12 protein-coding genes and 1 pseudogene are annotated in these 12,401 nt (G+C 64.2%); 4 read left to right on the top strand and 9 right to left on the bottom strand.

Annotated elements, in window-relative coordinates; all coding sequences use genetic code 11:
- Positions 1-44: 44 nt before the first annotated feature.
- The 3 genes from ACT2BZ_RS16930 to ACT2BZ_RS16920 form a co-directional block, all read right to left on the bottom strand.
- Positions 45-896: an ABC transporter substrate-binding protein gene (locus ACT2BZ_RS16930; protein WP_457936290.1), complete on the bottom strand. Its 852-nt coding sequence runs from the start codon at positions 894-896 to the stop codon at positions 45-47.
- 143 nt (positions 897-1,039) lie between these two features.
- Positions 1,040-2,311: an NAD(P)/FAD-dependent oxidoreductase gene (locus tag ACT2BZ_RS16925; RefSeq protein WP_457936289.1), complete on the bottom strand. Its 1,272-nt coding sequence runs from the start codon at positions 2,309-2,311 to the stop codon at positions 1,040-1,042.
- Positions 2,312-2,374: 63 nt separating this feature from the next.
- Positions 2,375-3,388 (bottom strand): isopenicillin N synthase family dioxygenase, encoded by a 1,014-nt coding sequence (locus ACT2BZ_RS16920; protein WP_457936288.1) that lies wholly within the window; start codon positions 3,386-3,388, stop codon positions 2,375-2,377.
- Between the two features lie 100 nt (positions 3,389-3,488).
- Here ACT2BZ_RS16920 and ACT2BZ_RS16915 point away from each other — a divergent pair, with 100 nt between their 5' ends.
- Positions 3,489-4,433 carry a nucleoside hydrolase gene (locus tag ACT2BZ_RS16915; protein ID WP_457936287.1) on the top strand — a complete coding sequence of 315 codons (945 nt, stop codon included), beginning with the start codon at positions 3,489-3,491 and terminating at the stop codon, positions 4,431-4,433.
- A 140-nt stretch (positions 4,434-4,573) separates the two neighbouring features.
- Positions 4,574-5,227: a TetR/AcrR family transcriptional regulator gene (locus tag ACT2BZ_RS16910; RefSeq protein ID WP_457936286.1), complete on the top strand. Its 654-nt coding sequence runs from the start codon at positions 4,574-4,576 to the stop codon at positions 5,225-5,227.
- Between the two features lie 69 nt (positions 5,228-5,296).
- On the opposite strand, the gene ACT2BZ_RS16905 is transcribed toward ACT2BZ_RS16910, so the two are convergent.
- From ACT2BZ_RS16905 to ACT2BZ_RS16880, 6 genes and pseudogenes are all read right to left on the bottom strand, one after another.
- Positions 5,297-5,542 (bottom strand): MoaD/ThiS family protein, encoded by a 246-nt coding sequence (locus tag ACT2BZ_RS16905; RefSeq protein ID WP_457936285.1) that lies wholly within the window; start codon positions 5,540-5,542, stop codon positions 5,297-5,299.
- Complete coding sequence (locus tag ACT2BZ_RS16900) at positions 5,542-7,806, bottom strand: xanthine dehydrogenase family protein molybdopterin-binding subunit (RefSeq protein ID WP_457941365.1); 2,265 nt, start codon at positions 7,804-7,806, stop codon at positions 5,542-5,544. Before ACT2BZ_RS16900 ends, ACT2BZ_RS16905 begins: the two co-directional genes overlap by 1 nt.
- 2 nt (positions 7,807-7,808) lie before the next feature.
- On the bottom strand, positions 7,809-8,285 hold the full coding sequence (locus ACT2BZ_RS16895) for a (2Fe-2S)-binding protein (RefSeq protein WP_457936284.1): 477 nt from the start codon (positions 8,283-8,285) through the stop codon (positions 7,809-7,811).
- Positions 8,285-9,145 carry an FAD binding domain-containing protein gene (locus tag ACT2BZ_RS16890; RefSeq protein WP_457936283.1) on the bottom strand — a complete coding sequence of 287 codons (861 nt, stop codon included), beginning with the start codon at positions 9,143-9,145 and terminating at the stop codon, positions 8,285-8,287. The genes ACT2BZ_RS16895 and ACT2BZ_RS16890 overlap by 1 nt, the downstream gene beginning before the upstream one ends.
- 214 nt (positions 9,146-9,359) lie before the next feature.
- Positions 9,360-9,770, bottom strand: a complete 411-nt coding sequence (locus ACT2BZ_RS16885) for a carboxymuconolactone decarboxylase family protein (protein WP_457936282.1) — start codon at positions 9,768-9,770, stop codon at positions 9,360-9,362.
- Between the two features lie 56 nt (positions 9,771-9,826).
- Positions 9,827-11,206: pseudogene (locus ACT2BZ_RS16880) on the bottom strand (sugar ABC transporter ATP-binding protein); the annotation flags it as partial.
- A 17-nt stretch (positions 11,207-11,223) separates the two neighbouring features.
- On the opposite strand from ACT2BZ_RS16880, the gene ACT2BZ_RS16875 reads away from it, so the two are divergent.
- Both ACT2BZ_RS16875 and ACT2BZ_RS16870 read left to right on the top strand, forming a co-directional pair.
- Positions 11,224-12,108: a hypothetical protein gene (locus ACT2BZ_RS16875; protein ID WP_457941364.1), complete on the top strand. Its 885-nt coding sequence runs from the start codon at positions 11,224-11,226 to the stop codon at positions 12,106-12,108.
- Between the two features lie 141 nt (positions 12,109-12,249).
- The gene (locus ACT2BZ_RS16870) at positions 12,250-12,396 is read left to right on the top strand and encodes a hypothetical protein (RefSeq protein WP_457936281.1); all 147 of its coding nucleotides are present in this window, start codon (positions 12,250-12,252) and stop codon (positions 12,394-12,396) included.
- Positions 12,397-12,401 lie beyond the last annotated feature (5 nt).

Genomic DNA, 12,401 nt, shown 5'->3' with positions numbered 1-12,401 from the left:
ACATCGGTGGATGGTGCCCGGCGGGACGCCGGGCACCTCCTCGTTCAATCGGCGCGCAGCATATTCATGCTGCCGACGAAATACGGTTCCTTGATCGCGTAAGCACCCATGCCGTATTTGTCGAGGACGGCCTGGTAGGTGCCGTTGCTGAAGAGCTCAGCCAGGGCTGCCACCATCATGTCGGCCGTTCCCTTGTCGTCCTTGGCGATGGCCATGCCGAGCGGCGCGACGTCGTAGAGGGTCGGCAGCACGACGAGCTGGCCGTTGCTTGTCACCTCGAAATAGCTCGAGGCGGTTGCATCGTCCATGCGCGCGTCGACGCGGTCAGACAGCACGGCCTGAACGATGTCCGTCGACGAATTGAAGACCGACTTCTCGATCGCGGCCTGACCGGCATTGGTGCATTCCTTGCTCAGCTTGTCGACCAGGAAGTCCGACGCGCTGCCGGCCGAAACGCCAACGCGCTTGCCGCAAAGGGGCAACTCGCCGCTGAAGCTGTCCCGCTTCTCCGGCGATGTCGATGCCGCGACGCCTGCCTTCAGGAACATGACGAAATCGACCTGTTCCAGGCGTTCTGGCGTGGCGGAAAAAGTCTCCCACGCGATCTTGAAGCGCCCGGCGGCGAGACCCGGGATCATCGACGGAAACGGCGTCCGCTGAATGTCGAGTTCAGCACCGACCAGCTTGGCGACTTCGCCGGCCATTTCGACGATGATGCCGGCCTGCTTGCCTTCCGCATCGAGATATTCAAACGGCGCGTAGTCGAGCGTATTGGCGATCGCGAGCTTTCCCGACTCCTGCACCTCGGCCGATTTCGGTATTTCCGCCGATACTGCAACGCCGCTCCAAAGCGCGGCCAGCGTCGCCAGACCTGCCATTCCCAAACGTGTTCTCATTGAAGTCACTCCTCTCCAGACACTCGTTGAACGTAGTTTACCCCGCCAGAGCCCCGGGACCTTCATCCCGGGCAATGACGGCTTCGGATCCAGCAACCACGACCGGCTGCCAGGACGAATGAGGTTTGCCTGCTCGCACATCGTCAGACCCCGGTTGTCGGGCGCGGCCGGGTACCATCGACGAAGCGCTCGTACCTGAATGGGTGCGGGTCAACCAAAGGCTTAGCTCCGGTGACCAGATCGGCTGTCAGTCGGCCTGCCGCCGGGCCAATCCCGAATCCGTGCCCGGAGAAGCCGGTAGCGATCACCAGTCCCGGATGCTTCTCGACCGTCGATATTACCGGGATGGCATCGGGGGTCGCGTCGATCATGCCAGCCCAGCGCTGGACAATCGGGACACCCCTGAAAACCGGAAACGTCGCCTGCAGGGCCGAATAGGCCGCGTCCAGCGGGCGCAGCGAGGGCGTGGGGTCGAGCGTGCGCGTGGCCTCGAACTGCGTCTGCGCGCCGCGCAGCGGGGCATTCTGCGCCGACCCGGCAAAGCCGAGGCGCAGATCCCGCCACTCGAGCCGCATGACCGGGAGGAAATCGAAGAAGTAGCGGAAGCTGTCGGCAACCAGGTCGTGGCAGTTGTAGGTGCCGTTGGCGATGGTGTAGCCCCCATCCAGCCGCTTTCGATAGGCGAACTTGCGCGCCCAGGCTGCGCCCTCCGGACCGCCTTCGACCGGAGCCGTCCTCAATACCGAGGCCCGTACGCCCAGCTGGGGCAAGCGCAACCCGAGCCGGCGCAGAAGCTTCGTCGACCAGACTCCGCCCGCGACCACGACCTGGCTGCAGGAGATGCGGCCGCGTTCGGTCACCACGCCGGTCACCTTTCCGTCCGCGGTCTCGATGTCTCGCACCGCACAGTTCCCGACCAGGGTGGCGCCCGCTAAGGAAGCGGCCCTGGCGATGGCAGGCGCGGCCTTCTGAGGCTCCGCCCGGCCGTCGCTGGGCGTATGGAGCGCGGCATGGAAATTCCGCGCCGCCCCGGGCAGCTTGCCCGCCAGTTCGTCTCCCCGAATTATGCGGGAGTCGAGGGCGAACGCACCGGCACGCGCCAGCCAGTTCTCATGATGGGCAATATCGGCGTCGTCTTCGCAAAGGTAGAGAATTCCGGTCCTGCGGAAGCCGACGTCGGACCCGACCAGCCGGTCCATGTCCTCCCACAGCCGGAGCGCCGCGACGATAAGGGGAAGCTCGCGCGGGTCACGACCCATGCGCCGCACCCAGCCCCAGTTGCGGCTCGACTGCTCGCCGGCAAACTGTCCCTTTTCGCAGACGACAGTCGATACGCCCTGCTGCGCCAGGAACATCGCCGTGCTGACGCCGATAATTCCCCCGCCCACGACCACGACGTCTGCCGTGGTGGGCATGCTTCCTGCTGCAATGACCGGATCGACTGGCGGTCCCAAATTGTTACTCCGGTGCGGACCCGTTCAGGCGCGGGCCGTCTCGGCGGCCTGCTTCTTGCGGTAGTGGTAGTTCTTGTCGATGCGCTCCATCAGATAGTCGCCGTAGAGCACGGGCGCGTAATTGGGCGATGTCCCCTCCGGCACGCAGACCGGCAACGCCTCGATCGTTTCTTCCATCGAGGGATCGAAGAAGAAGGGCTGCGAATAGCGTTCGCGTCCGGAGCGGTTGATGACGCGGTGTGGCGTGGAGACGAACTGGTCATTCGACCAGCGCGCAAGGATGTCGCCGACATTCATCACGAAGGCATCCGGGATGGGCGGCGCGGGAACCCACTCGCCTGCCTTGTTCTTGACCTCGAGCCCACCGACGTCGTCCTGCGCAAGCAGCGTGATGAAGCCGTAGTCGGTGTGCGGCGCCGAGCCGAACAAGCCTTCCTCGGCGGCTTGCGTCGGATAATGCAGCAGGCGCAGGAACGTCGTCGGATCCTCGAAATACCTGTCGAGGCTGTCTTCCGGCAGGCCGAGCGACAGCGCAATCGCGCCGACCATCTTGCGAGCCAATGTGCTCATCCCGGCGACGTATCGCTCGATCGTCGGCCTGAACTCGGGGAGCCTGGTGTCGTCGGGCCACTGATTGGGGCCCTGCAGCGGTCGTCCTTCCAGCGCCTTCGGGGAGTTGGCGTCCACCTCGTGCATGAAGAAGATCGATTCACTCTGGTTGGGCTTGCTCACCGTGGCGACCGACGACGTCACGATCGTCGAACCGGCAAACGGCAGGTAGCCGCGAAAATTCCTGTCGATCTTCAGCGCGAGCTTCTGCTCCTCGGGCAGCGCGAAGAACCGCTTGCTCTGTTCGCGCACGGCCTCGACGTCGGCGCGCGGTACCGTGTGTCCGACAACATACAGGAACCCGATGGTCTCCAGGTAGCCACGCAAGGTCGCGGCCGTCCGTTCCACGGCGGCCCAGTCGTTTCCATAGAGCGCCGACACGTCGAGGATCGGTATCCGGGAAAAATCGCCTGCCTCGTCCGAAGTCATCTCTCACACCATCCTTGAACATAAGATACAGTACTGTATCTCTACACATCGGATTATCGTCGGCAATAGCCATTTGCACAACCGGGGGGTCTCCAGCCACATGGCACCGCGCAAAATTCTAATCGATACGGATCCCGGACAGGACGACGCCTTTGCCATCCTCTTTGCGCTGGGATCGCCGGCCGAGCTCGAGGTCGTCGGCATCACAACCGTTGGCGGAAACGTACCGCTCGCCCTCACCGCCACCAACGCTCTCAAGGTGGTCGAGCTTGCCGGCCGGCCCGACGTTCCCGTCTATGCCGGATGTCCCGCACCCATGGTGCGCAAACTGATCACCGCCGAGTATGTGCATGGCGAGACCGGCCTCGACGGCGCCGATCTGCCGGAGCCCGTGACCCCGCTGCAATCGGAACACGCCGTCAACTTCCTGGTGCGCACGATCATGGACGCTCCCGAAGGCGAGCTTACCGTCTGTACGCTGGGGCCGATGACAAACCTGGCCATGGCGATGACTATGGAGCCGCGCATCGTTGCCCGGCTACGCGAGGTCGTCCTGATGGGCGGCGGCTTCTTCCAGGGCGGCAATGCCACGCCGACTGCCGAATTCAACATGTTTGTCGACCCCCATGCGGCGCACAAGGTTTTCGAATCCGGCGTTCCGGTGACGATGGCGGGCATCGACTGCACCTATACTGCACTGATGACGCCGCAGTGGCTCGATGCGCTGAGGGCGACCGGTCGCCGCGCCGCGATAGAGGCTGCCAACCTGGCCGACTTCTACCGCCAGTACGGCGACCACAAGTTTCCGACCCCTGCCCGCCCGATCCACGACGCCTGCGTGACGGGCTACCTGCTGGCGCCGACGCTTTACGAGCAGCGCCAGTGCAACGTAACGGTGGATATTGTCTCGCCCGAAACGATAGGCATGACCGTGGTGGACTGGTGGCACGTGAAGGGAAAGCCCCGCAACTGCAACGTGCTTCGAAGCATAGACCCGGACCCGTTCTTTGCGCTGATGCTGGAGCGGATCGGCTCGCTTCCCTGATCGAACTCACCATGGGTAAACTGCGGCAAGGCAGGAGGCACCCGGCGGGCTGCTTTCGGGTATGTTATACTGGAGGCTTATCGACAGATGTCCCTTTGTAGGGAACGCTGGGCAGCATCTGTCTGAAATCGGAAAGCAGAGTGGCGAGACTTAGGGAAACCACGGGGCAGTTTGCCGGAGCGAAACTCGCCGCGACCCCGCCGCGCCAGACGCTCACCCGCGAAGCCTGGATCGCCGCGGCGCGCAAGGTGCTCGAAAAGAGCGGCATAGCCGAGGTGAAGATCGACCGCCTGGCCCGTCAGTTCAAGGTAACGCGGGGCAGCTTCTATTTTCACTTCACCAGCCTGAATGACCTGCGTAACGGATTGCTGGACGAATGGCGCCGCACCAACTGCGCGCCGTTCCGTGCGATGCGAGACGCCGACGATATTGACGGCCTGACGTTCTTTACCGAGATCGTCCATGTCTGGGTGGACGAGGACCCGTTCAGCCCCCAGCTCGACCTGGCAATCCGGGACTGGTCGCGGACCTCGAAATCGCTGGCAAAGGAGGTTCGGGAGATCGATGACCTGCGCATTGCGCTCTTGATCAGGGCTTTTCGAGCCATGGGCTATGCCGACGACGAAAGTCTGGTGCGGGCGCGAATCACCTATTTTCACCAGATCGGCTACTACGCCCTGTCGTTCAAGGAAGACCCGGAAGAACGCCGCCGCTACCAGCCCCTGTTCGGTAGTGTGCTACTCGGACCGCTCGTCAGGGACCCCGGACTGGCAGACAAGGAGGACCCGGTCTGACGTTGCCCCAGCCGGATGGGTTTTCCGGCTTGTTCCTCCGTCATCGAAGCCGGTGAGAACGATGCCTGGCTATCCTCCGGCAAGACGCGGCAGCAGGAAGATTTCGGCGCCTTGCGGCAGTTCCTTCGACCAGGTGTCGCGATAGATGACCCCGTCGATGGCGACGGCGATGCCGCGGTCGATGAAGGGCTCGAGACCGGGATACTGTTCGGCCAGCTTGCGGAACAGCTCCCGTATGTCCTTTGCCTCGATCTCGAGCTTGTCCTTGGCTCCGGCTGCCGCGGCAAGCGACCCCCAGAGCGTCACCTCGACCATCAGCCCGCCTGTTCGGCCTTGATCGTCGCCAGGATGCGCGGCGGCGACATCGGGATGTGCGTCATCCGCACGCCCGCGGCGTTTGACACGGCATTGGCGATCGCCGCAAGCGGCGGCACGATCGACGTCTCTCCGACCCCGCGCACTCCATAAGGATGGTTGGGATTGGGGATCTCGAGTATCTGCGTGTCGATCATCGGCAGGTCCGAGCAGACCGGAATCCGATAGTCGAGGAAGCCGGCGTTCTGAAGCCGACCGTCCTTGCCGTAGATATACTCCTCGTTGAGCGCCCAGCCGATGCCTTGTGCGGCGCCGCCCTGATACTGCCCCTCCACATAGGTCGGGTGAACCGCCTTTCCGGCGTCCTGAAGGACGGTATAGCGCAGCACCTTTGTCGCGCCGGTCTCCGGATCGACTTCGATGTCGCAGATATGGGTGGCGAAGGACACGCCCGCGCCGTCGGCGACGAGTTCGCTGTGGCCGGCGATCGGTCCGCCCGTATTGCCCGCCCCCGCCGCGATCTCCTTGAGCGAGAGCGCCGGAAGGTTGCCGTACTTCTCGCCCTTGGCAACGGCATGACCCTTCTCCCAGGCAACGTCGTCGACCGGAATGTCCCATGTCTGGGCAGCGCGTTCGCGCAGGACCTTGATGGCGTTGCGTGCGGCCGAGATTGTCGCCAGCGAGGTGGAAAAGGTGCCGCGGCTGCCGTCCGTCATGTCGTTGTAGCCGAGGCTCGACGTGTCGGCGACGACCGCCTTGACGTGCTCGTAGGCGATGCCGAGTTCCTCAGCCGCCACCATCGACAGCGAGGCACGCGAGCCGCCCACGTCCATGGTGCCGACGGCAAGCGACACCGAGCCGTCCGTCCCGACATTGAGATCGGTGCAGGTCTGGCCGCCGAAGTTGAACCAGAAGCCGCAGGCCATGCCGCGTCCCTGGTTCTTGCCGAGCGGTGCCTGCATGTGCGGGTGGTTCTTCGCCGCCTCGAGCGTCGGCCCGATGCCGATCGGGCCGTACACCGGACCGTAGGAGGATCGGGTGCCCTCGCGGGCGGCGTTCTTGATGCGCAAATCGACGGGGTCCATGCCGATCGATTTGGCCAGTTCGTCGACAGCGCTTTCCACGGCGAAGGCCGCCATTGGCGCGGACGGCGCGCGATAGGCCGCGACTTTCGGCCGGTTGACCAGCACTTCGTAGCCGACCGTCTCGACGTTTCCGAGGTTGTAGCAGGCGAAAGCAGTCATGGCGCCGAGCTCTGCCCACATGCCGTAGTAGGGGCCGCAGGAATAGCGCAGCGTGGCCGATGCGGCCGTGATCGTGCCGTCCTTGCGGGCGCCAATTTTGACGTCGATCGACGTCGCACTGGTCGGCCCCGAGGCGCGGAACACCTCGTCTCGCGTCATGACGAGCTTTACCGGCCTGCCGGCCTTGCGCGACAGAGCCAATGCGACCGGCTCGGCCCAGACATGGGTCTTGCCGCCGAAACCGCCGCCGATCTCCGACGAGGTGACGCGAAGCTTTGAAACCTCCATCCCGAGAAGCTCGGCGCAATGCTGGCGGTAGACGAAATGGCCTTGCGTGCAGACCCAGAGTTCCGCGGTTCCGTCGGAATTGGCGTTCGCCACGCAGGCATGCGGCTCGATATATCCCTGGTGTGTCTGTTCTGTCTTGAACGAGCGTTCGACAATGAAGTCGGCCTGCCCGAAGCCGGCCTCGATGTCGCCATGGCCGTACTGCGTGCGCTTGGCCACGTTGGATGGCTTGCCGGGCTTGGGTTCGACGCCCTCGGTGAAGACTGTCTCGTGCAGCACCGGCGCCGTGGGCTTCATGGCCTCGTCGACATCGGTCACATGCGGCAGCACCTCATAGTCGATCTCGATGAGCTTCAGCGCCTTCCTGGCGGTGCGGGCATCGACCGCGGCGACCGCGGCCACCGCATGGCCGTCATAGAGCGCCTTTTCGCGCGCCATGCAGTTGTCCAGAACGGCATACATCTCTGAATTGCCATCAGTCAGGTCCGGCAGGTCGGCCGAGGTTATGACCGCCTTTACGCCGGCCAGCTTCTCGGCCTTCGACGTATCGATGTTGCGGATCTTCGCGTGGGCGTGAGGACTTCTGAGAATGGCTCCGACCAGCTGGCCGGCCATGTTGAAGTCGGCGCCGTAGCGTGCGCGGCCCGTTACCTTGTCGAGTCCGTCGGGACGAATGGGACGCGTGCCCACCGATGTGAAATTGCGTTCCAGGTAACGCGGATCGAAACCCATGGTCATGCTCCCTTCATCACGCTTGCAGCGTCCTGGACGGCACGCACGATCTTGTCATAGCCGGTACAGCGGCAGAGATTCCCGGCGAGGCCGAAGCGTATTTCTTCCTCGGTGGGATCAGGGTTCTTGGCCAGCAGGTCCTTTGCCGCGATCAGGAACCCAGGTGTGCAGATTCCGCATTGCAGAGCCGCGTGTTCGAGGAACTTCTGCTGCAACGGATGCAGCTTGTCACCCTGCGCCATGCCCTCGATGGTTTCGACCCGCCGGCCCTGCGCCTCGGCCCCAAGCACGAGGCAGGAGCAGACCAGCCTGTCGTCGAGGATGATGCTACAGGCGCCGCAGTCGCCAGTGCCGCAGCCTTCCTTGGCTCCCGTGAGCCCCAGGCGGTCGCGCAGCACATCGAGCAGCGTCTCGTCAGGCTGGCAAAGGAACTCGACGTCATCGCCGTTGATCGTGGTTGAGACTGCAACTCCAGCCATTATCTATCTCCTGCACGCGCATAGGCGATGGTGGCGGCTCGCCTGGCCATCACGCCGGCAACCTGTTTTCTGAATGCAACTGTACCGCGCTTGTCGTCGATCGGACGGCTGGCTGCGGAACAGGCCTCTTCCAGCTTCTGCAGCGTGGCTGGATCTGCCTTCGTGCCGACAAGGATCCGCGCGGCTTCTTCAACCAGAAGCACCGTCGGCGCCACCGCGCCAAGCGCCACGCGGGCGGATGTGACTGTGCCTGCCTCGTCTATCGTCAGGCTCACGCCGGCGCTGACCACGGCAATATCCATTTCCGTGCGGGGAATGAAGCGAAGATAGGCGTCGGCCGAACGCGCCGGGCGCTTGTCGAGCAGGATCGCATCGATGATCTCGCCCTTGGCGAGCGACGTCTTGCCTGGTGCCGTCGGCACGGCCTCCACCGCAATGGTGCGCCTGCCGGCCGGTCCGACAATCGACGCCCTGGCGCCCGCGGCCACGAGAGCCGGCACGCTGTCGGCCGCCGGTGATGCGTTGCACAGATTGCCGACGATGGTGCAGCGCCCCTGCACCTGCTTCGAGCCGATCAGATTGGCGGCTTCGACCACGCCCGGCCATTCCCGCTTCAGGGCCTCATTCTCCCCCAGCAGGGCGCAGGGCACTGCCGCGCCGATGCTGAAGCCTTCTGCGGTCTGCCTGATCTCGCCCAGCCCGTCGATCGACTTGATGTCGACGATCAGGTCGGGCTCGGTGAAGCCGCCCTTCATTCTCACAAGGAGGTCGCTGCCTCCAGCGAGAATGGCGGTCGTGCCGGTCGAACCGGTCAACAGACCCACGGCCTCTTCCATTGAATGCGGACGCTCGTAGCGCATCTTGTCCCCTCGATAATCACAAAATTCCATAAGCCCGTTATAGATCGTCCCTGCAGGACCGCCATCCCGGTTTCGAGAATTTGTTCCAGCCGGTCCAGCCCGACCAATCAAAGCTCAGGGCCATAGCCACCGAATCGGATGTCCGCTCTTGCGACTCCACTACACATGAATGCAGCCTCAGGGTCGGCCCTGCGGCGCCGTGGATGCGCTGGCTTCAGCTCTCGACGAGGAAAGCCGGATCGACGGGAAGCTGCATCGCAGTGACCAGATGGTTTGTCTGCGCGGCGAGCCCGATCACCGCCAGAAGCTCGGCGTGCTCAGCCTCGGTCATGCCCTTGGCCTTCGCCGCGGCGGTGTGCGAATGGATGCAGTAGCTGCAGCCATTGGCGGTGGAAACGGCGATATAGATCATCTCCTGCACCACGGGCGGCAGGGCGGTCTCGCCAGTCATCACCTGCTTGAGGCTTTCCCAGGTCCGTTTCAGCGTCACCGGGTCATTGGCCAGCCCGCGCCAGAAATTGTTGACGAAATCGCTCTTGCGCGTCGCCCTTATGTCGTCGAACACCGCCTTCACCGGGGGAATGGCCTCGGCCTCGCTGTCGCTCAGAAGTCTTACGGTCGCCATGGCGTCCTCCCGTTTCCTGCAAAGACCGGGTTTTGTCCCGGCCGGTCTGCCGCGCCTCAGTGGACGGCGGCGTACATGATCTTCTCTTCTGTCGCTTCGGCCGGGGACAGTTCCTCGACGATGCGGCCCTGGCGGCAGACGAGGATGCGGTCGGAGAGGTTGCTGATCTCCGGCAGATAGGAGGAAATCATCACCACGGCGAGCCCCTGGTCGGCAAGATCGTTGATGATCTGGTGTATCTCCGCGATGGCCGCGACGTCGACGCCGCGCGTCGGTTCGTCGAAGATCACGATGCGCGGCTTCTGCACCAGACCCTTGCCGATCACCACTTTCTGCTGGTTGCCGCCCGACAGTTCGACGACGCGCGCATCGGCGTTGATCGTCTTGATGTTGAGCCGCCCGGTCCATTCCTCGGCCAGTTCCCTGACGCTGCGGCTACGGATGACCAGGCCCTGTTCGCCGCCCGCCGCAAGCAGCCCGCCGAACATGTTCTCGCCGATCGACATTGTCTCGAAGATGCCTTCGGACTTGCGGTCCTCGGTGACGTAGGCGATGCCGCCGCGCACCGCCTCGGCCGGCGTGTAGTAGCGCACCGGCTTGTCGTCGAGCGTGATGGTGCCGCCGCGGTTGAAGTCGCGCTTGTAGATGCCGGCGACGATCTTGAAGGTCTCGGTGCGGCCCGAACCGATGAGGCCGAACACGCCGGTGACCTGGCCCTCGAAGATGGAGAACGAGGTGTTGCGCACCATCTTGCCCATCGAGATGTCCTGTACCGAGAGCACCTTGCGGCCGGGCTTGCGCAGGCTGGCAGTATCGCGCTTGCGATAGAGCGAGCCCGACAGCGTGCGGCCGACCATCGCGGCGATGATCTTGTCGCGGTCGAAGTCGGCGGTCGGGCCGGTGGCCACCAGTTCACCGTCGCGCAGGATGGTGATGCGGTCGGCGAGCAGCAGCGCCTCTTCCAGAGCGTGGCTGATGAAGACAATGGACACGTCGCGCGTCTTGAGTCGGCGCAGCAGCGCGAAGAAGTGGCGCTTTTCCTCGGGCGTCAGCGCCGCCGTCGGCTCATCGAAGATGATGACGCGGGCCTCGTGGTGGACGGCGCGGGCGATCTCGACCATCTGGCGCTTCGCCGCGCCGAGAGTCTCGACCATGGCGGTCGGATCGACCGGGAAGTTGAGGGACTGCAGGAACTGCTGCGCCGCGATGTTGGTGCCGCGCAGCCGGTTGAGGAAGCTTTCGGCGCCGAGATAGAGATTCTGAGCCACGCTCATCGACGGCACCAGGCTGGTTTCCTGGAAGACCATGGCTATGCCCGCCTGCAGCGCCTCGTGCGGGCTGGCGAATTTCACCACCTTGCCGCGATAGCTCATGCTGCCGCCTGTCGGCTCGACAACGCCTGCCATGACCTTGGTCAGCGTCGACTTGCCGGCGCCGCAGCAACGCCTATTCGCTGGCGGGATTCGTCGAGCGCCGGCAATTCGGCGAAGCGCTGGTATCGGCGCTGGAGATGGGCGGGCTGGTGCCCGACACCTTCATGAAGGAGTACGGCGTCAACCAGTACGAGGTCACCAACGGCCCCGACCGTGGCCTGCGCGCCGCCGACGCTGCGGTGATCCTGCGCGAACTGACGCGCATAACGGCGGGACGCTTCGGCGAGGAGGTCACCTTCACGCCGATCCGCGATGCGGCGGGCGTCGGCAATGGCGTGCACATCCATATGAGCTTCCTCGACGGTGCGGGAGCGCCTGCGACCCATTCGGGCGACCATCCGTCGGGCATGTCGGCGCTGACCGGGTCGTTCGTCGCCGGCGTGCTGAAATACCTCGACAGCATCGTGGCGCTGACGGCGCCTTCGGCGATTTCATACCTGCGACTGACCCCGCACCGATGGAGCGCGGCCTATAACAATCTCGGCTTCCATGACCGCGAGGCGGCGGTGCGCATCTGTCCGGTCAGCGCGAAGGACCCGCAGGACATCGCGCGCCAGTACAATTTCGAGTTCCGTGCCGCCGATGCCGCCGCCTCGCCGCATCTGGCGCTCGCGGCAATCGTGCATGCCAGGGTGCAGGGCATCGAGGAAAGGCTGCCGGCACCGGCGCCGACCGAAGAGGATCTGTCCCTGCTTCCGGCTGACATACTGCAGGCCCGTGGCTCCGTGCGGCTGCCGGAATCCCTCGAGGAGGCGCTTGCGCGGATGGAAGCCAACGCTACGGTGCGTGGCTGGTTTTCCGGCGACCTTGTATCCGTATACGCCGATCACAAGCGCGGCGAACTGGCCCATCTGGAGGGAATGGACAAGACCGCGCGCTGCGCGGCCTATGAATCTGTCTACTGAAGCGACCCTGAGGAGGTAAGAGGGCCGCCCCGCTCTGCCACCGCGCGTCGCGGCCGATCGCGGCAAGACCTTTTGCGCTTGCCGGTCGATCCGAGGTCAGTATACGCGGTAAGACCCGTCAATCCCGAGGACGTGACGCCTGTGCTGAACAAGAACGCCGACACGGACTTCATGACCGGAAAGACGCAACGGATGTCGGGCCGCGCTTTGATGCAGGCCGGTCTTCCATTACCAATTGCCTTCCCGGCGACGACGGTTGTTGTCGAGGGTGTGAAAACAAGGGATTAGGAATC

It is taken from the genome of Mesorhizobium sp. 10J20-29, assembly GCF_054130485.1.
This window is presented reverse-complemented; position numbering and strand designations above follow the sequence as displayed.

What these genes read in the sequence shown, in the direction of transcription:
- ACT2BZ_RS16930 (WP_457936290.1), bottom strand. Translation starts at nt 896, where the DNA reads ATGAGAACACGTTTGGGAATGGCAGGTCTGGCGACGCTGGCCGCGCTT.
- ACT2BZ_RS16925 (WP_457936289.1), bottom strand. Translation starts at nt 2,311, where the DNA reads ATGCCCACCACGGCAGACGTCGTGGTCGTGGGCGGGGGAATTATCGGC.
- ACT2BZ_RS16920 (WP_457936288.1), bottom strand. Translation starts at nt 3,388, where the DNA reads ATGACTTCGGACGAGGCAGGCGATTTTTCCCGGATACCGATCCTCGAC.
- ACT2BZ_RS16915 (WP_457936287.1), top strand. Translation starts at nt 3,489, where the DNA reads ATGGCACCGCGCAAAATTCTAATCGATACGGATCCCGGACAGGACGAC.
- ACT2BZ_RS16905 (WP_457936285.1), bottom strand. Translation starts at nt 5,542, where the DNA reads ATGGTCGAGGTGACGCTCTGGGGGTCGCTTGCCGCGGCAGCCGGAGCC.
- ACT2BZ_RS16900 (WP_457941365.1), bottom strand. Translation starts at nt 7,806, where the DNA reads ATGGGTTTCGATCCGCGTTACCTGGAACGCAATTTCACATCGGTGGGC.
- ACT2BZ_RS16895 (WP_457936284.1), bottom strand. Translation starts at nt 8,285, where the DNA reads ATGGCTGGAGTTGCAGTCTCAACCACGATCAACGGCGATGACGTCGAG.
- ACT2BZ_RS16890 (WP_457936283.1), bottom strand. Translation starts at nt 9,145, where the DNA reads ATGCGCTACGAGCGTCCGCATTCAATGGAAGAGGCCGTGGGTCTGTTG.
- ACT2BZ_RS16885 (WP_457936282.1), bottom strand. Translation starts at nt 9,770, where the DNA reads ATGGCGACCGTAAGACTTCTGAGCGACAGCGAGGCCGAGGCCATTCCC.